Consider the following 20447-nt stretch of genomic DNA (forward strand, 5'->3'; position numbering starts at 1 on the left):
CCCGGGCGCTGTGCGCCCGGGTCATCTGTTGCAGGTGCTATCAGGTAATGATGTGTTGCTGGTTTACAAGCTCGTCGTAGGTGGTTTGAACCCCATCAAGCGTAACGAGTGCAGTATTAGTGTAGGTGGCTCCTGCACCGTCACGGTCGATGGAGATCACGGTATTGCCATTACTATTAGTGACATGGAGATAATTTCCGAGCGTCGAGGCGCTACCGTTCCAGCCCACCAGCAGATCGCCGATGTCGATCTTGTCCCCCTGCGCCAGCGAGAAACCGGTCCAGTGATCGCCCGTCGCGCTGCTGACGTTACCCCCCGTGGCGTTGCCTGCGGTGCTGTTCAGCACCTGATAAATCAGCGTATCGCCGTAGGCCGTGCCGGTAATGGCGTCGTTATGCTCGGAACTGATGAACTGCGGCGCCATATTGATGGTCAGCGTGGCGCTGTCCGTTTTCCCGTTGGCATCGGTCAGGGTGTAGTTGAAGGTCTCCTTCGAGGTGATGGTTGAGAGCGACACCCCGGTATTGAGGGTGTAGGTGTAGTGGCCGTCCGCGCCAATCGCCAGCGTGCCGTAATGGCCGGTAACGTTCACCGTTGCGCTGCCGTTATACGGATCCAGCGTGGTGGTCACGCCGTTGTAGCCGGTAACGCTCAGGCGGGTATCTACCGAGTGCAGCTGATCCATTGCCCCGGCGGAATCCGTGCCGTCGAAGATATTGCCGTTAACGAAGTGCCCGCTGGTGGCGTCAAACTGGCTGAGCGAGTAGGTGGTGCCGTTCACGCTTGGGGTAATGGTAATGTTACCCACGCTCAGCCCCGGTACGCTGCCGGTATAGCTCAGCGTATAGGTCCCGGCGTTGAGGTCCAGCCCGGTCAGCGGAATGTCGATGCTGCCGCCGAGCAGCGAACCGCCGCTGAAGGAACCGGTGCGGATCGCGCCGTTGGCATCGCTAATCGTCCAGTTCACCGTCAGCCCGCCCAGCGCCAGCAGCGAGGCAACGTTAAAGTGCAGCGACGCGTTATGCAGGGCGGTGTTCGGATCCACCACAAAGGTTCCGCTTCCGCTGCCCTGGGTTGATGAAAGCAGCGCGGTCGTCCAGCTGGCGCTGCCGACGGTGGTATCGGAGTAGGTCGACGTGTGGTGTACCGAGGTGACATTCATCACGGCACTGACATCGTTAACCGCATCCATCGCCCGCGCGGTTGGGGTGATGTTGAGCGTCGCCGTGTCTTTCGCCCCGTCTGGCGCGGTAATGGTGTAGACAAACGTATCCGGGGTGCTGATATGGTCCGCACCCATGCCGCTCTTCAGGGTATAGGTATACTGGCCGGACGAATCGATGGACAGCGTGCCGTATTCACCCTGAATGGTGGTTGTTCCACTGCCGTTGACCGTCACGCCGTTCACATCCGAGACCACCGTACCCGCCGGAACAGGGTCATTTGTCAGCACGTCGCCCGTGGTTGTCTCGCTGATGCTCGCCACGCTGTAGACGTGATCCTGCAGGACGCTCAGCGTGTAGGCCGTCAGAGCGGTGATCCCCGCCGCGGTGTTCAGCAGGAACAGGTACTCCCCGGCAGGCAGGTTCAGCGTCAGCTGAGGCGAGGTGCCCCCCAGCAGCGGGGCGCGCAGCCAGCCCGACTCGACGCGAACCTGCTCGAAGGTCTGGGTCGCGTTGTTGAACTTATAGACGTACAGATCGAACACCGACGCCAGCGCCACGCCGCCAACGGAGGCCTGGATGGTCATGGTGCGCGTCGTGCCTTCCTCCACGTTATAGATAATAGGGTTGGTCATGTCGTCCAGCAGGTTCAGCCCCAGCGTGTTGCCGAGATTAATGCCCACCAGGGTAAAGCCGCCCTGAGACGAGGTGCCGTTATTAATCTCGCTGACGGTGGTATCAAAGGTCAGCGAGGCCGTGTCGTCAACGGCGACAATGCCGTTCGTTACGCTGCCCGCTCCGAGCGACAGCACGAGGTTCGCCGACGCGCTCACGCCGTTATGGGTGATGGTGTAGGTGAAGCTCTCCGTGCGGCCAATCACCGCGGCGCTGGTGTCGGTGAGGTTGTAGGTGTAGCTGCCGTCGCGGTTAATGGTCAGCGTACCGTACTGCCCCTGTACGACCGTGCCGTCGGCGTTCACGCTGGTGGTCACCCCCAGCCCGTTAGTGACGGCTGAAACGGTGGTCCCGGCCGGCGCGTTGTCGCTGCCCGCGGTCGGGTCGGTATCGAGGATCACGTTGCCGTTCAGGCTGGTGTCGCCCGTGACGGTGCCCGCGCTTGTCTCTTTCACCGCCACGTCGAGGCTGGTGTAGGAGCCGGTGGCCAGCAGGTTGGTGTTATAGCTGAGCACGCGATAGTCGCCGTTCGCCAGCCCGGTCAGGTTGAGCGATACGCCGGTGGCCCCCAGCGTCAGCAGGTCGGCAAACTGCGGTTGTCCGGTATCGATAACCGTGGTCCAGGTGCCGTTGACGCTGTCGAAACGCTGCACCACCAGCTCAAGGGTGTTGAGCAGGGAGAGCACGGCGCCGGTGGCGTTGGCATTCACCACGATATCGGCACTGCCGCCGCTGCCTACCGTGAAGTCCACCTGCGCGGTGTCATTCCCCAGCAGCGTCAGAACATTGCCCACCGCCCCCACCAGCAGGAAGCCATAATCGCTGTACTGGCTGTTGGTGACGGTGGCGGTGGTGCTGAGATCCAGCTCTTCGACGTTGTTGCTGGCGGAGAGCGGCACCACCGGCGCAAGGGCTGAACCAGGCAGAGAGGTATTGCCCGCGGCGTCGGTGGCGGTGATCTGCAGCGTCTGGCCTTCGGTCTGCTTGTTGAGGAAGGTGTAGCTGTAGGTCCCGTTGCTTCCCGCGGTGGTCGTCACCGTGGTGCCGTCGGCAAGACGGATGGAGACGGTGCTGCCGGCCTCTGCATTCCCGGTCAACACGCTGCCGTCGGCGTTAATGGTGCCGGTCGGTGCCGTTGGCGCGGTGAGATCGACGATCACGGTGGTCGCACCGGATACCGGGCTGGTACCCGAACCGTTGCTCGCGGTGGCGGTAAAGGCGTGAGCGCCTTCGCCTAACGCCGGAGTGGTGAAGCTCCAGTTGCCTGAACCGTCCGCGACCACGGTGCCCATCGACACGCCGTTGTTATACAGCGTGACGGTGGAACCCGCCAGGGCCGTCCCGCTCAGGGTTGGGGTGGTATCGTCGGTGGTTTTGCCGTTGGTCAGATTGCCGGTCACGGTGCCCACGTTATCGTTGATGGTGGCGATAACCGGCGCGTTCGGGATCGGCGTGACGGGCGCAATCACCGAGGCGCTGACGCCGGCGTTACCGGCCTTGTCGGTGGCGTAGACCAGCAGGGAACCACCGTCGGTCTGTGCCGGAGTGATGGTCGCGTTAAAGTTCCCGCTACCGTCCGCCGTTGCGGTACCGAGCACCGTTCCGGTGCTGGTGGTGATGGTGACGGTACTGCCCGCTTCGGCGGTACCGGTGACGTGCGTCCCGTTGGTGATTACCGCGAGGCTGCCCGGTGCGCCGGGCGCGGTCAGATCCACGGTAATGGTGGTTGGGGCCGATGCCGCGCTGGTGTTGCCCGCCGCATCCGTGGCGGTGGCGGTGAAGGTATGCGAGCCTTCCGCCAGCGCGGTGGTGGTTTGCGGCAGCGTCCAGTTGCCGTTGGCGTCGGCAGTGACCGTGCCAACCAGTGTGCCACCGTCGTAGATGCGCACGGTGGCGTTGGCTTCGGCGGTACCGTTCAGCGTTGGGCGCGCGTCGTTGGTCGGGTTGCCGCCGGTTATCGGTCCGGTGATGCTGCCCACATCATCCACTACCGAGCTGATGGTCGGGGCCGCTGGCGCGGTGGCATCCACGTTAATCACATACCCGGTGGTAGGCGCGCTGGCGTTGCCGGCCGCATCCGTCGCGGTGAAGGTCAGAGTGTGCTGCCCGTTAGCGAGCGGCGTGGTCGGCGTAAAGCTCCACGCTCCGCCGGTGGCGGTCACGCTGCCAATCTGTACGCCGTTATCGAAGATTTTCACCGTCGCGCCCGCTTCCGCCGAACCGGTCAGGGTTGGCTGCGCGTCGTTGGTTAACCCGCCGTTGGCGATCGGCGTGGCGGCATTACCGACGTCATCCACAATGCTGCTCAGCACCGGCTGCGCAGGCGGTGTGGTGTCGATAGTCAGGCTGAAGGTTGCTGACGGATCGCTGGCGTTGCCAGCCGCATCCGTCGCATAGGCCGTGAAGCTGTGCGTGCCCGTCGTCAGCGTGGTGTTAAGCAGAATGCTCCAGCTTCCGCTGGCATCCGCAGTGCCTGTTCCCACAAGCGTTGTGCCTTCAAAAATATTGACGGTGGCAAACGGCTCGCTGGTCCCGACGAGACGTGGAATTGTGTCGTCGGTGGTCTGCCCGGAGCTGAGCGCTCCGGTAATGGTGCCCACATCGTCAATCGCCTGGCTGATAACCGGCGCGTTGGGAGGGGTGGTATCCACCACCAGCGTAAAGCCAGGCGAGGCCGGGCTGACGTTGCCCGCCGCATCGGTGGCCGTGGCGGTCCAGGTGTGGCTGCCGTTCGCCAGCGGCGTGGACGGCGTAAAGCTCCATGCGCCGCTGCCGTTCGCCGTGGCGGTGCCGACCTGCTGACCATTCTCGTAAATCGTAATGGTGGCATTGGCCGCAGCCGTGCCCGTCAGCGTTGGCGTGGTGTCGTCGGTACTCTGCCCGGAGGTGAGCGGGGCCTGTACGCTGCCGGCATTGTCCGCCGCGGTCGAGATAACCGGCGCTGACGGCGCGATAGTGTCCACCGTCAGGTTAAACGGTGCCGTGGTGGCGCCCGTGTTGCCTGCCGCGTCGGTGGCGTTAAAGGTGATGGCGTGCGCCCCCTCTGCGAGTGCGGTGTCCGGGGTGAAGGTCCAGTTCCCCTGAGCGTTGACCACCGCGGTGCCAATCTCGCTGCCATCAACAATGATGTGCACCGTGGCACCGATTTCGCCCGTGCCGTTGAAGGTTGGACGCGCGTCGTTGGTGCTGTTGCCCGTGCTGAGCGTACCGGTCACCGGGCCGACATCGTCAATTACGCTAACGATCCCCGGCGCGGAAGGGCCCGTGGTATCGACCGTGAAGACGAAGACCGGCGAGTTGGCGGAGACGTTACCGGCGGCATCGCTGGCGTTGATGCGAATGTTATAGCTGCCATCCCCCAGCGCTGGGTTAGGGGTAAAGCTCCAGTTGCCGTTAACGTCTACCGGGGCGATGCCAATTTCCACGCCGTTGTTCAGAATGTGGATGGTACTGCCCGCGGTACCTCTCCCGGTGAGGGTTGGCGTGTCGTCATTGGTGACCTGGCCGGTCGTGAGATTCCCGACAATCCCGCCCGCCGCGTTGTCGCTGACGGTATCCAGCATAGGGACCGCGGGGGGCGTCAGGTCGACTACCACGCCCCAGGTGTTGGAGACCTGGCTGACGTTACCCTGCGGATCGGTGGCGATGACGGTAAAGCTGTGCAGCCCTTCACCAAGGGCGGTGTCAGGGGTAAACGTCCATGCGCCGGTGCCATCCGCAGTGACCACGGCAATCTGCGTGCCGCCGTCGAAGATCGTTACGACGCTGTTCGCATCTGCCGTACCGGTAATCGTTGGCGTCGCGTCGTTAGTCGGATCGCCGCTGACCACGGTGGTGGCCGCGTTGCCGACGTTATCGGTGACGTTGGTAATCGCCGGCGTGGTGGAGATCGTATCCACCACGACGGTAAAGCCCGCTGAAGGTCCACTCTGGTTTCCGGCCGGATCGGTTTCGCGGATGGTCAGAACGTTATTACCCTCCGCCAGCACGGGCGTCGTGTAACTCCAGGTGCCCGTGCTGCCGACCTGCGTAGTCCCAAGCAGCACGCCGTTGCTGTAAACGGAGATGGTATCGCCCACCGCACCGGTGCCGGTAAGCGTCGGCTGGTTGTCGTTGGTGGCCTGGCCGTTGGTCAATGGGCCGGTGCCAGGACCGACGTCATCAACCACCGCGCCAATGGTTGGGGTACCGGGAGCGGTGAGGTCGATGGTCACCGTGGCGGCCGGGGAACGGCCGCTGGTAAAGAGGCCGACCGTGGTGGTGGCTTCAAAGAAGTGATCTCCGGCGGTTAACGGTAACAGTGTCGAAATCGTATAGCTCCATGTGCCACCTGACCCTACCGGGATAATCGCCAGCGGAATCAGGCTGCCGTCCTGGTAGAGCGTGACGGTACTGCCCGCGGGGGCCGTTCCGCTGATGACCGGGGCGGTATCGTCCGAGGTTTTACCCAGCACGTTGCCCGTTACGGTCCCGACATCGTCAGTGATGGCGGTGATGATCGGAACCTCTGGCAGATTGGATACCGTACCGCTGACGGTAAAGTCGGCCTCCGGGCTTGTACGCCCTGAGGCATCGGTTGCGGTCACGGTCAGGACAGCGCCATCCTGCTGAGCCGGGCTCAGCGCAATGGAGAAGTTGCCGCCGGTAGCCACCCCCGTTCCGAGAACGTTGCCATTGCTGTCGGTTACGGTGACGGTTGCGCCCGCTTCGGCAGTGCCGGTCAACGGTGTACCTTCAATCGCTATACCGGAAACGACAGGTGCATCCGGATCGTCGGTATCCACCGTCACGCTAAGCGGGGCAGAACTGAGGGAGGTATTACCCGCCGTATCAAACGCAGAAACGGTAAAGGTATGGGAGGTATCCGACAGCGTACTGCCTGCGGTCCAGCTCCATGTACCGTTCGGCTGCACCGTCACCGTTATGGGTGACGGGACGCCGTCCACGGAAACGATCACCGTACTGCCCGGTTCGCCAGTGCCGGTGAGGGTTGGCGTACCGTCGCGGGTGTAAAGTATGCTATTCGTGACCTGGCTGTCAGAGACCGCGTTAATCTGCGGTATTTCAGGTGCAACGCTATCGAGCGTGACGGTAAAGACCTGGCTGAGATCGCTGACGTTACCCGCGGCGTCTACTCCCGCAACGGTGATATTCAGCTGGCCGTCACTCTGGGACGGCAGATCAATAGACCACTCACCATTCGCCACGACGACGCGTCCAACCTCGACGCCGTTGTTATAGACGATTACCGTCTCGCCGTTGACGCCGGTTCCGCCGACGGTCGGCGTGGTATCCGTGATAATACCTCCATTCGGCTCGCCGCCGACGGCACTAATGACGGGGATATCCGGTGCCTCGGTATCAACAGTAATGGTAATTCCAGCCGAAGGATCTGAAACGTTGCCCGCCTCATCTGTCGCAGTGGCAGTAAATTCGTGGCTTCCCTCATCAATGCTGCTGTCAGGACGCCAGCTCCAGTTGCCGTTGCTGTCAACGGTGACGCGACCCACTTCGGTGGCAGGCTGATTGTTCACGCTGTCATAAATAATAATCACGTCGTTCGCCGTACCGGTGCCGCTGAGTACCGGGCGCGGATCGTTAGTGGTTCCGCCATCGGCAACCGGACCGGTTATCTGGCTCACGCTGTCGGTCACGGTTGGGGCCGCAGGCGTGGCCGGTGGGTCGGTATCAATGGTGATGGTCACCGGCTGGGACGGGGCGCTTTCGTTGCCCGCGCCATCCTTGTTGGTGACGGTGAGGGTGATGTCATAGGTGCCATTGTTCAGCGGCGTCGCTGGCGTCCAGCTCCAGTTGCCGTCGCTGCCTACCGGGACCTCGTCAACTTTAACGCCGCCGATATAAATCGTGACGGTATCGCCCGCCTCCCCGGTGCCGCTCAGCGTTGGGGTGGTATCGCGGGTGACTTCTCCCGGGTTCAGCGCGACCTCGGTTGTACCGCCATCCGGATTGACGGTGACGGCCGGGGTGTCCGGCGTGGCAGGCGCGACGGTATCCACCACCAGGTTGAACGGATCGGAGACGGTGGTGTTCCCGGCGTCATCCGTGGCATGAACGGTGATCGAATGCGGGCCGTTGGTGAGCGGAGTGGTTGGCGTAAAGCTCCAGCCTCCGCTGCCGTCGAGGGTTGCGGTGCCGAGCAGGGTATCGCCGTCATAGAGGGTGATTACGGTGTCCGCCGGCGCGCTGCCTTGCAGCAGAGGCTGGGTGTCGTCCGTGGTATCGCCACTGTTGAGCGGGCCCTGCACGTCGCCAGCGTCATCGGTCACGGTGGCGATGGTCGCGGCAGGCGGCGGCGTGATATCGACCGTAAAGGTAAAGCCGCCTGAAGGGGAACTGCTGTTACCTGCTGCATCGGTCGCGACGACGGTCACGGTATGTTGCCCATTGCCAATCGGCGTGGTGGGGGTGAAGGTCCACGCGCCGTTGCTGTCTGCCACCGCCGTGCCAATGCCGGTACCGTCCAGACGAATGGTGACCGTCGCGCCCGGCTCTGCGGTGCCGTTAAGCGTCGGGGTCGGGTCGTTGGTGGTTTCACCGACGTCGAGCGCGCCGGTGCGGCCTTCAACATTATCCACTACCTGCGTAATGACCGGCGTGCCGGGGGCGACGCTGTCGACCGTAATGCTCCAGGTGTTAGAGGTTGCACTGGCGTTGCCTGCGGCGTCGATGGCTTTCGCGCTCAGCACATGTCCGCCTTCATGCAGATTTACGCTTGGGGTAAAGCTCCACTGACCGGAAGAGGGGATAACCAGCGTGCCGATTTGATCGCTGCCGCTGTAGATATAGAGCGTTGTGCCTGCTTCACCGGTACCGCTGATGGTCGGCGTTGCATCGTTGGTGAGCCCGCCCTGGCCGACAGGACCCGTGGTGGCCGGGAAGTCATCGACCACCGAGAGAATCACCGGCGTTTGCGCCGGAGTAATGTCCGGCGCGAGCGCCGGCGTGGTTGGCCCGGTATTCCCTGCGGGGTCGGTCGCATCTGCCGTCAGGGCTTCGCCGTTGGCTTTTGGCGGATTCAGCGTCACGCTAAAGTTGCCCTGGTCATCGGTGACTGCCTGACCTACGGTGACGCCGCCTTCGCGGATGGTTACGGTGCTTCCCGCTTCTGCGGTGCCGGTGACGGTGGTGCCATCCCCGGAAACGACCACATTGTCCGGCGCAAGCGGCGCAGTGCTGTCCGGTGACGTGGCCGTACCCGGCAGGCTGACGTTACCGGAGCCATCGGTGGCGATGACGGTCAGTACTTCGCCGTTGGTCTGGGCGGGGCTTATCGGCGTACTGAAGGTGCCGTCGCCGTTGGCTGTGGTTTCACCGATAACCGTGCCATCGGCTCCTTTAATGGTGACCGTGCTGCCTGGTTCCGCCGTGCCGCTGATGCTTTGTCCATCATCAGCGACCTGAAGGTTGCCGGGTGCCTGAGGTGGCGTGATGTCTGCGGCGGTGACGGTCGCTGCCGGGCTCTGGTTGCCTGCGGCGTCAGAGGCCACGACCGAAATGATCTGACCGTTGGTTTGCGCAGGGGAGAGCGTGGCGACAAAATTACCATTGCCGTCGGTTGTTGTGCGGCCAACGATCTCCCCGTTATTGTTGGTAATCACGATGCTGCTGTTAGGCTCGGCGGTACCGGTAATCTGCGTACCTGCCGGGTTAAGGGTAATGACGGGGGCGTCCGGCGGTGTGGTATCCACGATGAAGGCGATCGGCTGCGACATGGCGCTCTGGTTTCCGGCGCCATCGGTGCTCTGGACGGTAATGGAGTGAGAACCTTCCGCAAGCGGGCTGGCTGGCGTAATGGTCCAGGTGCCGTCTGGCTTAACGATCGCCTCCCCGACGAGCTTGCCATTATCATAGATGGAAATAGTGCTTCCGGGTTCTCCCCGGCCCGTCAGGCGCGGCTGAGTGGAGTCGGTAATCTGGCCCACGGCGAGGGCGCCTTTCAGCGAGCCGGTATCATCGTTAATCACGATGGCGCTGGGTGTGACCGGGGGAGTGAGATCCACGTTAAGGGTGAATGCGGGCGATGGGGGGCTGGTATTACCTGCCACATCCGTTGCCGTGACGGTTATCGAGTGGTTACCTTCACTGAGATTTACCGACGGGGTGAAGGTCCAGGTGCCGTTGCTGCCGGCCACTGCGGTGCCAATAGCGACAGAACCGTCATAAATGGTAATGGTGGAGCCCGCCTCTGCGGTGCCGCTGATTTGCGGCCGCTGATCGTTGGTGCTGCCGCCGTTACTGATTGTTCCGGTCACCGGGTCGACATCGTCCGCTGCGTTGGTGATGACGGGAGCGCCTGGCGCGGCTGTATCGACAATAAAGTTAAAGGCACCCGATGCCGGGCTGGTATTGCCGGCCGCATCGGTGGCCGTGACGGTAATCGAGTGATTACCTCCACTGAGATTTACCGACGGGGTGAAGGTCCAGGTGCCGTTGCTGCCGGCCACTGCGGTGCCAATAGCGATAGAACCGTCATAAATGGTAATGGTGGAACCCGCCTCTGCGGTGCCGCTGATTTGCGGCCGCTGATCGTTGGTGCTGCCGCCGTTACTGATTGTTCCGGTCACCGGGCCGACATCGTCCGCTGCGCTGGTGATGACGGGAGCAACTGGCGCGGCTGTATCGACAATAAAGTTAAAGGCACCCGATGCCGGGCTGGTATTGCCGGCCGCATCGGTGGCGGTCGTGGTAATCGTGTGGCTGCCGTTAGCGAGATCGGTAGTCGGGGTAAAGCTCCAGCTACCTTTCTCATCCACCTGCGCGGTGCCAATCTTCTGGCCGTTATCGTAAAGGGTGATGGTGCTGCCGGGCTCGCCGATACCGCTTAAGGTCGGGCGGGCGTCATCAGTACGCTGGCCGTTTTCCAGCGGGCCAGCCTTGTCGCCGACATCGTCATTGACTATCAGGATATCCGGAGCATCCGGCGCGGTGGTGTCCGGGGCGGTCACCGTCGTGCCCGGGCTGGTATTCCCTGATGGATCGGTCGCGGTGGCGGTAATATGCTCGCCGTTGGTCAGCGGCGTTCCCAGGTCGATGGTGAATTTACCGTCGCTGCCGGTTTTACCCGTGCCAATCACATTACCGTCGGCGTCTTTCAGCGTGATGGTACTGCCCGGTTCCGCGGTACCGGAGACGGTTTTACCATCCGCAGAGAACTGAAGACCGGTTGGGGCATTCGGCGGTGTCGTATCCGGATCGGAAGGGTTTGTCGGCGTGCCGGGGTTCGTGCCGTTGTCATTATCGTCATCACCACCGCCGCCGCCGCCACCACTTGCCGCCGCCGCGATGCCGCCCGCAGCGACAATGCCGCCCAGTGCCCAGGGCCAGATGGCTGCGCCACCGGCATCACTCCCGGACGAGGCAAGCAGCACGTCCGTTGAGGCGATAGATTCATACGTGGCGGCCCCGGTAGGATCTTCAATCCACCATAATGCGCCTTCGCTGTCCTGCAGAACCAGCTGGCTCGCCCCCTGAGCATCAGTGACGTAGAAGTTTTTAAGGGTAATCACCTCGCCGGAGTGGAGTGTGATCACCAGATCGTTACCGCTGCGGGCGAAATCGGCGATACTGGCCCGCTCGATATGAAGCTCAACGATAGAGGAATGGCTCAGCGTAACCTGGGTGCCTTCCGTGGTCGTTTCCACGCCAGTAAGTTTCGATATAACAGAGATTTGGCTCATTTAAATATTACTCCAGCAGAAGTGTCGTGAACGGCGAGCAAGACGAGCCATCTCTGCTGAAGGTAAAGGGCGCCCCCGGCGCAGTTGCTGTTATAACGCAGCACTGACCGTTATTTTTAGCGCGCACGATGCCCGCCAGGATTTAGAGTGGCAACATCAGAGCGAATCTAATTACGTATCAAAGAGAACAGTTGTTATTCGTTTTTTTTGCCTTATAAAACCCTGTAATTAATAGAGGATTTGTTTTTGAGGATATAAAAATGATATAGACAGAAAATGCTGGTTGTGCAACTTAAGCTTTCGTAAATAGAGAGGTAAACAATGATGTTGGCATTAATGTGTTGATGGTGTTTATAATTTTATTTTCTTATCTTGTTGTTTTGTATTGAATTTATTTTATGTGCTGGCGCTATTAATTAATACTGTTGATGTGGTGTGATAATTGGTAGGCGCCTCTTTGAATATAAGTTAAAAGGCTATTGTTTATGTCTGCTTAATGCGCATTTAAGTTAGGGTAACATTTTTGATGTAAGATATATTATGTCATTTGTTAAATGAAAATATATTCTTATGCAGGATTCAAACTCTGCTAATGTGCGGGAAATAATAACGCCGGAGGGCAAGGATAAAATAACCTGTTTTATTTTCAATGCGGTTACGACATAAGCATGATTTTGGCCCCGCAAAAACTTCACCGAAGAACGAATAAAAATCATCAGTCGGGCGTTTACTGACGTCACTTCCTTTTACCCTGGAGCTTTATATGAGCACGACCTCGCTTCGTTTGATCGCGATGCTGATTTTTTTCCTGCTGTCTCCGCTGGCGCTGGCCATGGGCGATAATAGTACCGAGAGCAAAACGCCCGACTGTCCTTCCGGACAGGTATATGACAGCGCAACCCAGAAATGCGTGCCGGACAAGAGCAGCAGCCTCAGCGATCAGGACAAAACCAACTATGCGTACCATCTCGCGAAAAAAGGAGAGTACCAGGCGGCGCTGAACCTGCTTGATTCGCTGAAAAATGGCAATACGGCTGAAGCGTGGAACTATCGCGGGTTCGCCACCCGCAAGCTTGGCCGCACGGACGAAGGCATTGGTTACTACCAGCGCGCGCTGGCTATCGCCCCGGATTATGCCAAAGCCCGGGAATATCTCGGTGAAGCGTGGATGGTGAAAGGACGGCCCGATCTCGCGAAAGAACAGCTGAAGGTGATTGCCGGTATTTGTGGCCAGTCCTGCGAGGAGTACCGTGACCTTCAGGCCGCCATCAACGGACATCCGGAATCCTGATTTTCTCGTGGAGGGAAAACACATCGCTACCCGTGAGGTTCGTCAGCAGCTAGCCGAACACCTGCCGCGTCTCTGGCGCTATGGGCTGGTGCTGTCGCGAAACAGGGATATCGCCGAAGAGCTGGTTCAGTCCACCTGCGTGCGTGCGCTTGAAAGAAGCGGCCAGTATGCGCCGGGCACGCGCATCGACAGGTGGCTGTTCGCGATCCTGCACTCCATCTGGATCTCTGAGCTTCGGGCACGGCACGTGCGTCAGGGGCAGGGGTTTGTGGCAAGCGACGAGCTACTGGCGCCGGACACCCGTGAACAGGATGAGACGCGCCTGCATTACCTGAGGGTGATGCAGCGCGTCAGCGCGCTTCCTGAAGCCCAGCGCAACGCGGTATTTTTGGTTTACGTCGAAGGCTTTACCTACCAGGAGGCGGCGGAGACCCTGGCGGTGCCCATTGGTACCGTGATGAGCCGACTGGCAACGGCGCGAGCAACGCTTGCCCGGTCCGTCGACGCACTGCCTCCGGTAAAGGAGAAACGCTCTTGAACTCGCACCGTTTTACACCGCCCTATAACGACGATGCTATCGTGGCATGGATAGATGGCGAGATGTGCCGCGCCGACGCGCAGCAGTTTGAAGAACAGTTGAAACGCGATGAACGCCTCGCCGGGCGAACCGACGAGCTGATGAAAAGCAGCCAGGATTACGCCGGGGCGTTTGCCTCCCTGCTGGATGACGCTCCCCTCGGGGCGATGCAGGCGCGTCTGGCGGCGCTTCCCGATCCGCAGGCCTCCGCGCCGGCTGGCGTGAGCAGACGGTCGCTGATTGCAGCCTCGGTCAGTTTTTTACTGGTCGGTTCCGGGCTGGGGTATCTGCTGCGGCCCGCCTCCGCACCTGACGATGAGAACGCCCATATTCGCGACCTTGAAGCGCAATACATGTCCCTTTACAGCGTCGAGACGCTGCTGGATATGGACAGCGCGGCACCTGTCCTGCAGCGCGGGCTGGAACGGGCTGCGCAGGACATCGGCGTGAAGCTGAACATATCGCAGTTGGTCCTGCAGGGGGCGGAGCTAAAAATGGTGCGCATGCTGCGCTATGAAACCACCTCGATCGCGCAAATCGCGTGGATCGGTGCCGACTACGGCCCGATGGCGCTCTGTATCTCTCCCGTTGATGAGAAGACGACGGCCTCTCTGCGCCAGGAGCAGCGGCACGGCATGAACCTGGCGTGGTGGCAGGATGCGGGCTATCAGTTTGTGCTGATTGGCCGCAACCCGCAGCCCCACCTGCGGGGAAACGCGGAGCAGCTGCAGCGCCTGATATCAGGATGAGGGTACGCCGTGAGCCTGAATCGCAATGGCGATGGCAATACGATCGTCAACAACCAGCGCAAACTTATCCATCCCGTAGGCCGCGCGTGATATCGCCGTGTTGGCATCAAGCGTGAGGGCCTGCGCCTGCGGGTCTTTCACGACGGCCTCCAGGATCACCGGGCGGGAAATGTTGCGCACGGTCAGCGTGCCGAACACCCTGAACCGCCCGGCGCCCACGTCGACCACGCGCGAGCTGATGAACTCGATAGTCGGGTAGCGCTCAGATTCAAAAAACATGTCGCTTTTCAGCTGCCAGGTGAGCAGCTTGTTTGAGGCCACCAGGGTTGCCACAGGAATGGTGACGTGGATGTGGTCGTCAACGTCGTTATTCGGGTTGAGCGTCACGGCCCCCGTCACGCCGCTGAACGTCGCCCAGGAAAGGATGCCGCCGAAGGCATGCCACGATAGCCGAATGGCGGTGTTATCGGTGTCGATAAGGTAGCTTTTCGGGGCGGCCAGCGCCCACGGACAAACCAAAATCAGCAATATCACCAGGCGTCGTAGCATCTCAGGATCTCTTTTAGGGGGGCAGGGAGTAAACGCGTCATCCCCGGGATCTATTCGGCTTTTCTGCGACAGGATTTGACATCTTTTCAATCGCGACGTCGGAGCCGCATCGGGTGAGCCTGGTGAGAAGTGTAGACGGCATAAAGCAAAGCGGTGGGGAATAAAAAAGGCCGCGCGGGCGGCCTTTCGAAGGGATTACTCAGTGACTTTCTTTTCCAGCTCGCTGGCACCTTCTTTGGTTTTGTTCCAGCCTTTCTCAGCGCCTTCTTTGGTGGCATCCCACCCTTTCTCGGTGCCTTGCTTGGTTTTATGCCAGGCTTTCTGGGAATCTTCGCTGACCTTGCTGCCAAAGCTTTCGCTTTTACCTTCCGCAGCGTGCTTCTGTTTCAGCTTCAGCTCTTCACCTTTATTCTGCTCTTCATGCAGTTTTTGCTTCGCCTCGTTGGCGTTTGCGTTCGCCGCAGCGACGGTATCGTCAGTTGCATGTGTGGTCGCAGCAAATACTGGGGAAGCCAGCAGAACGGCAGATAATGCGATAATTGTTTTTTTCATAATGTCCTCATTTAACGTTATCGGTTATGAGCGTGATTCAGCATGGCACAGACGAAGCGGGGTGGCTTTAGGAAAAAACTGTAATGAGATCAATGTGCCCTGATGAGGAGAATTTCGCCTGAGGATTATCCAAAGGATAAAAAGCCTGTTTCAGCGAGGGCGGCAAGGGTCAGGAGAATGAAGATTATGACGGTTATGGGTTTGTACATATTGGGGTTCCTTCCGGGTTGGGCGGCTAATCCGTAGCGCTGGGTGGTGTGGATTATTTTCCACAGGAGAGAGGGAAGGGTGTTGATGTTTGTCAAAGGGATGGGGGAACGATGGGGTGATGGTACTGAAAAGCCCGCAGGGGTTGTACCGTATGGGCTTTCAGGATTTCATCAGATGAACAGGGATATTGCCGATGAAGATTCTGGTTGGCTATCTGGGTCTGCATAATTCTCAGGAGCATTTATCCAGCTCCGGGGAAAGCCTTTTTATTCTGTTAATAATGCCTTCAGCTTACGTTTTCCGACGCCGGTGTGGCAGATATCGTTATGTACTTTTTCAGACCAGACTCCCGTTTAACCCCTTTTGGATCGGAAGCAAAAGGAAGCCGCAGGCGAGGTGAATCGGACACTTTCAATGTCCAGATATAATCCCCAATAAACCTGAAATCCACGCTATTGTCAGTGACCTTGAGATCCGCAAAACCCCCGGTCGAGTACTCATTTCCTAAACGAACAATTTCTTTTAGCCCTTCATGAACGTCAATAAGGGCAATCGTCAGGGATTCCTCGAAAATAATGTCATCAGTCAGAAACAGGATGTAACGCTGCTCATTAACCTGGACCGCGGCTTCAAGCACTTGTCCCGGTACAATAATGCCTGTGCTTTTACCATTGAGCAAAACATCAGATTGAGCCTGGGATACATCGGTAGCTTCGCGAACCTTAACCAATGCTATTGAATTAACCTGCTGCATAATCAATTCCACAAACGTCCCATTTCCCATGCGGCAAGAGCGCCGCCGACGAAGCCACCGATGAGCACGCAAACAGGTGCACCTGGCCCACACATTAATCCCGCCATTGCGCCACCTGCGGCAGCACCGGCAATACCTGCACCATTAATCGCTATCTGCCTGCCTGATTCAGAAACCTTATCATCAGCGGTATAAATTTCGTAAACAGAAATCGCAATCGAAAGGACTATTAACCCCCGTCCAATGCGCGAGAGCTGCATCATTTTCATGTTTACTTGTGGGTTAGACTTGCCTGCGGATTCAACGATACCTGCATATATATGATTTTTTTGTACTTCCGAAAGGCTGTTAAAATTTGCCTGCGGGCCGAATAAAGCTTTTGCTTTTTTCGCTACCAACTCATTAAGCGTCTTACCCTCGCTTTTTATCCGTTCGGCCATCGCCCGTCCGAGTGGAGTGCTGCGTGATCGCACCATTTCCATGATTAAATTTCTCGTTTCCTGAGCCTCTCGTGCAGCCTTGTCCCAGGAGATCACACCAGCATTGGCCTTTGCGCGTAAGTCTGCGGACATTTCTTTGATTCTTTTTGAGTACTCAAGGCGTAAGCGTGGATCAACTGACAACCTCGCGGCCGCAGCGGAAACATCGCCCTGCAAGGCATTCATAGCGCTTTCGAATTTATTGCGTCCATCGGTATCTAATGCGCTCAGCAACGTCGTATCCATATTCTCATTGTTCCTGTCATTGGCTCTGAGATGCGTTGAACAAATTTCTAGCACATTATCGGCAAAAGGTCTTTTTAATATTTATTAGTTAAGCTTGTAATTTAATATTTTTATGTGTGTTTTCAATATGGTACGAACGATGCTTAGCGGCTTTCAATATGAACGATCGGTGGAGAAAAAAGAATGAACAGTTGTCAAAGGGAATTACTTTAGTGGTTCAGCGTTCTTTGGTAGCCAGTCAGTGAACAACTCGTATCCAAAAATTAGCTAAAGAGGCTTGTCCAAAGTGTAGGTAAACTCATGTTTTACTGCAGTTCGGCATAACAAGTTTAAACGTCTTTATTATCAGTGATTATCTGTCAAAGAACGTGAAATACATTATTCCACACCGCGTGGATATTGAGTGCTCCGCGACCTTTCGTACCCTGGAATGTGTTGAGGTGATTTCCTGCATAGATATAATATTCAGTAGGTTAAAGGGAAATTCATCGCTTCGGGAGAACCCCCCCAGGGATATTACTGCCCATCAAAAATACCTGGCCCTAATATAAATTGCTCGATACTCTGTAATGCTTTGTCTTTTTTGTGAACAGGAAAAAGTATGCTAAGTACGTTACCCGATTTACACAGAAGTTTTGCAGAGCAACTCAAGCTTAAGTTTCAGTCTGACTCGCGGATTCACTCTCTTCTCGCTGGCGGCTCGCTTGTTCATGGCGGGTTCGATAAATACTCCGATCTCGATTTTGTCGTTGTGGTAGATCCTCTCTACTATGACGACATCATGGCGCAGCGTATTGTGCTCGCCGGAACGCTGGGCCATCTGCTCCATGCTTTCACCGGAGAACATGTCGGAGAGCCGCGTCTGCTTATCTGCCTGTATGCCCCTAAACTCCTTCACGTCGATCTGAAATTTGTCACCCTGGACATGCTCACTCAACGCGTTGAAGAGCCAGCAGTGCTGTTTACCCGAGATAACCAGGCTCTGAAGCGTCAACTGGCTAAATTTAAACCTCACTGGCCTGATATGACGCCAGAGTGGTTTGAGTCCCGAGCCTGGATTTGGCTTCATTATGCGGTGGTGAAGCTGGGAAGGGGCGAACTTTTTGAAGCGATTGGTATGCTGTCATTCTTCCGGGAGCAAGTGCTGGGACCTATGCTGTTCCGTCGTGCAAATCTTCCGCAACGTGGGGTTCGCCGCATTGAATTCCATGGCATCGATCCTGATGGCCTGCTGACTTCCACGCTGGCAGCGCACGATCGTTACTCCGTCAGCAGGGCCATCGAAAAGGCCGTTGACGCGTATATCAATCTGCGGGCTGATGAGCTGCCGGAAAATATCGCAGACGATGCGGCACGCTGGGCGATTCTTGCCATGCTGAAAGCCAGAGCGTGACACCTGAAGGGTTTCGGTCTGGTTCGCTCCCAAGTTCAGACGACGTTTACTAAAAAATGGTCGTCTGAATTTCGGTTGTGGCGGTTTTACGGAATGCTTAGATTCATTTTCAATCTATCGAGAGGATATGGATATGAACTTTGCAGACCTCCACAACCAGCATGACCCTCTTCTTATCGCCAACGTCTGGGATGCCGCCAGTGCTGTCGCAGCGCAAGAGGCTGGTTATCAGGCACTGGGAACGTCTAGCGCAGCAATGGCGTCCAGGCTGGGATATGAAGACGGGCAGGGAATGCCGTTTGATGAATTATTTTATATGCTCACCCGCATCCGGGCTGTCAGCAACCTGCCATTGAGCGTTGACATGGAAGCTGGGTATGGTGATTCAGCCGAAGCGATAACAGCCAATCTCAGGCGCCTTGCTCAGACAGGCGTAGCAGGCGTTAACCTTGAAGACAGCAGAGTCATTAACGGGATACGTCAGCTTGACGATGCCCTTGATTTTTCCTGTACCCTGAAAACAGTATGCGATGTGCTGAGAAGCGAAAATTACAGCCTGTTTCTGAACATTCGGACTGATACTTACCTGCTCGGGCATGAAGACGCGTTGCAGGAGACAATATTACGGGGACAGCGCTATAAAGCTGCTGGTGCTGACGGCCTTTTTGTTCCCTGCCTGACGTCAGAGAAAGACATCAGCGTCATTGCAGAGGCAACGGGTCTGCCTCTGAATGTCATGTGTATGCCCGATCTTCCGTCGTTCGACAGGCTGAAACGGGCCGGGGTAAGCCGCATTTCAATGGGCAATTTTGTTCATTCAGCCATGCAGTCAACGTTTACTGATGTCATGCATGCGATCCGAGCTCGTCAGACGTTTGAAGGACTTTTGGGTGATGAAAATAACCGATAAGAATTTGTGTGATATCTGGTATCAGGCATTACTTGAACGTGCTTCCGAATATACTGGCGTGTTTTTTGTCGGCGTCAAAACCACTGGCGTGTTCTGCATTTCGGTATGTAGGGCGCGAAAGCCCAAACGTGAAAATGTCGAATTTTATAAAGATGCCAAATCTGCCCTTGCGGCCGGCTTTCGTCCCTGTAAGGTTTGCAGGCCCGCTGAAAATGCGCACAGCGCACCATTATTTGTTGAACAGGCGCTTGCGCTTGTCAGGCGCGATATTAAATCCCGCGTAACGGACGCGGAGCTTCGTCAGCATGGGATCGGTCCGGAGCGGGTAAGACGCTGGTTTCTGCAACATCACGGCATCACTTTTCAGGCCTTCCAGCGAATGCAGCGGGTGAACGTTGCCCTGCAGGAGCTGAAAAGCGGACGAGCGGCGACTGACGTTGCGCTGGACAATGGCTATGAATCCCTGAGCGGGTTTGGTTATACCTACAAGCGGCTTACTGGCGCAGCGCCGACTCAGACAACCCAGGTGATTGTTATTCACCGGTTTACCACCACGCTTGGGCCGATGTTTGTCTGCGCAACAGAGCGGGGAGTCTGCCTGCTGGAGTTTACCGATCGCCGGATGTTAGAAACAGAATTTCGCGATATTCAGCGTTTATTTAACGCCAGAATTGTTACCGGAGAAAACAGCCATACCCGGCAGACGGTAAAAGAAATCAGCGAGTATTTTGCCGGAACCCGCCGACAGTTTGATCTCTCTGTAGATGTTCCGGGCAGTGATTTTCAACAATCCGTCTGGCACGCGCTGCGCGCCGTTCCCTATGGACAGACTTCCCACTACCAGGCCATTTCGCTACGGCTTAATAAGCCAAATGCCGTGCGCGCCGTGGCTGCTGCTAATGGTTCAAACCGAATTGCGATTGTGATCCCCTGTCACAGGATAATTGGAAAAGATGGCGCGATGACGGGTTACGGAGGGGGGATTTCTCGAAAAGAATGGCTTATTGAGCATGAGAGGAAGAATGTTTAATGGCGTGACGCTCCAGTGCCGCCGGGAAATTTTATGGGCTTCTCGGAACATGTTGAGGGCACAAAAAAGCCCGCAGGGCTTGCGCCGTGCGGGCTCTCAGAACTTCATCGGATGACTCTGGTAATCACCGATGGAGGATTTTGGTGGGCTGGCGGGAGTTGAACCCGCGTC

Annotated in this window: 11 protein-coding genes; 6 read left to right on the plus strand and 5 right to left on the minus strand. The window is 57.7% G+C overall.

Features of this window, described 5'->3' with window-relative positions:
* Positions 1 to 40: 40 nt before the first annotated feature.
* A complete protein-coding gene (locus tag M2433_RS22085; protein WP_429057647.1) occupies positions 41 to 11536 on the minus strand; it encodes a BapA/Bap/LapF family large adhesin in 11496 nt (3831 codons plus the stop codon).
* A gap of 763 nt (positions 11537 to 12299) precedes the next feature.
* Between M2433_RS22085 and M2433_RS22090 the strand changes: the two genes are divergently transcribed.
* Genes M2433_RS22090 through M2433_RS22100 form a run of 3 tightly spaced genes read left to right on the plus strand, consistent with a single transcriptional unit; the run spans position 12300 to position 14153 of the window.
* Positions 12300 to 12827, plus strand: a complete 528-nt coding sequence (locus M2433_RS22090; RefSeq protein ID WP_429057646.1) for a tetratricopeptide repeat protein — start codon at positions 12300 to 12302, stop codon at positions 12825 to 12827.
* A 7-nt stretch (positions 12828 to 12834) separates the two neighbouring features.
* On the plus strand, positions 12835 to 13365 hold the full coding sequence (locus tag M2433_RS22095; RefSeq protein ID WP_429057644.1) for a sigma-70 family RNA polymerase sigma factor: 531 nt from the start codon (positions 12835 to 12837) through the stop codon (positions 13363 to 13365).
* Positions 13362 to 14153, plus strand: a complete 792-nt coding sequence (locus M2433_RS22100) for an anti-sigma factor family protein (protein WP_429057642.1) — start codon at positions 13362 to 13364, stop codon at positions 14151 to 14153. The genes M2433_RS22095 and M2433_RS22100 overlap by 4 nt, the downstream gene beginning before the upstream one ends.
* Here M2433_RS22100 and M2433_RS22105 read toward each other — a convergent pair.
* From M2433_RS22105 to M2433_RS22120, 4 genes are all read right to left on the minus strand, one after another.
* The gene (locus tag M2433_RS22105; protein ID WP_429057640.1) at positions 14145 to 14702 is read right to left on the minus strand and encodes a YceI family protein; all 558 of its coding nucleotides are present in this window, start codon (positions 14700 to 14702) and stop codon (positions 14145 to 14147) included. The genes M2433_RS22100 and M2433_RS22105 overlap by 9 nt on opposite strands.
* Before the next feature lie 195 nt (positions 14703 to 14897).
* Positions 14898 to 15254 (minus strand): hypothetical protein, encoded by a 357-nt coding sequence (locus tag M2433_RS22110; RefSeq protein WP_047348115.1) that lies wholly within the window; start codon positions 15252 to 15254, stop codon positions 14898 to 14900.
* A gap of 496 nt (positions 15255 to 15750) precedes the next feature.
* Positions 15751 to 16218, minus strand: coding sequence for a hypothetical protein (locus M2433_RS22115; protein WP_429057638.1), 468 nt, complete (start codon positions 16216 to 16218; stop codon positions 15751 to 15753).
* A gap of 2 nt (positions 16219 to 16220) precedes the next feature.
* On the minus strand, positions 16221 to 16943 hold the full coding sequence (locus M2433_RS22120; protein ID WP_429057636.1) for a hypothetical protein: 723 nt from the start codon (positions 16941 to 16943) through the stop codon (positions 16221 to 16223).
* A 601-nt stretch (positions 16944 to 17544) separates the two neighbouring features.
* On the opposite strand from M2433_RS22120, the gene M2433_RS22125 reads away from it, so the two are divergent.
* From M2433_RS22125 to M2433_RS22135, 3 genes are all read left to right on the plus strand, one after another.
* Positions 17545 to 18336, plus strand: a complete 792-nt coding sequence (locus tag M2433_RS22125; protein ID WP_429057634.1) for a nucleotidyltransferase domain-containing protein — start codon at positions 17545 to 17547, stop codon at positions 18334 to 18336.
* Positions 18337 to 18469: 133 nt separating this feature from the next.
* Positions 18470 to 19246, plus strand: coding sequence for an isocitrate lyase/PEP mutase family protein (locus M2433_RS22130; protein ID WP_429057632.1), 777 nt, complete (start codon positions 18470 to 18472; stop codon positions 19244 to 19246).
* Positions 19230 to 20276 (plus strand): bifunctional transcriptional activator/DNA repair enzyme AdaA, encoded by a 1047-nt coding sequence (locus M2433_RS22135; RefSeq protein WP_429057630.1) that lies wholly within the window; start codon positions 19230 to 19232, stop codon positions 20274 to 20276. The genes M2433_RS22130 and M2433_RS22135 overlap by 17 nt, the downstream gene beginning before the upstream one ends.
* Positions 20277 to 20447: the final 171 nt, after the last annotated feature.

Origin of the sequence: Enterobacter sp. AC1 (genome assembly GCF_050434705.1) — a bacterium.
Classification (GTDB): domain Bacteria; phylum Pseudomonadota; class Gammaproteobacteria; order Enterobacterales; family Enterobacteriaceae; genus Enterobacter; species Enterobacter cloacae_L.

What these genes read in the sequence shown, in the direction of transcription:
- M2433_RS22085 (WP_429057647.1), bottom strand. Translation starts at nt 11,536, where the DNA reads ATGAGCCAAATCTCTGTTATATCGAAACTTACTGGCGTGGAAACGACC.
- M2433_RS22090 (WP_429057646.1), top strand. Translation starts at nt 12,300, where the DNA reads ATGAGCACGACCTCGCTTCGTTTGATCGCGATGCTGATTTTTTTCCTG.
- M2433_RS22105 (WP_429057640.1), bottom strand. Translation starts at nt 14,702, where the DNA reads ATGCTACGACGCCTGGTGATATTGCTGATTTTGGTTTGTCCGTGGGCG.
- M2433_RS22110 (WP_047348115.1), bottom strand. Translation starts at nt 15,254, where the DNA reads ATGAAAAAAACAATTATCGCATTATCTGCCGTTCTGCTGGCTTCCCCA.
- M2433_RS22115 (WP_429057638.1), bottom strand. Translation starts at nt 16,218, where the DNA reads ATGCAGCAGGTTAATTCAATAGCATTGGTTAAGGTTCGCGAAGCTACC.
- M2433_RS22120 (WP_429057636.1), bottom strand. Translation starts at nt 16,943, where the DNA reads ATGGATACGACGTTGCTGAGCGCATTAGATACCGATGGACGCAATAAA.
- M2433_RS22125 (WP_429057634.1), top strand. Translation starts at nt 17,545, where the DNA reads ATGCTAAGTACGTTACCCGATTTACACAGAAGTTTTGCAGAGCAACTC.
- M2433_RS22130 (WP_429057632.1), top strand. Translation starts at nt 18,470, where the DNA reads ATGAACTTTGCAGACCTCCACAACCAGCATGACCCTCTTCTTATCGCC.
- M2433_RS22135 (WP_429057630.1), top strand. Translation starts at nt 19,230, where the DNA reads ATGAAAATAACCGATAAGAATTTGTGTGATATCTGGTATCAGGCATTA.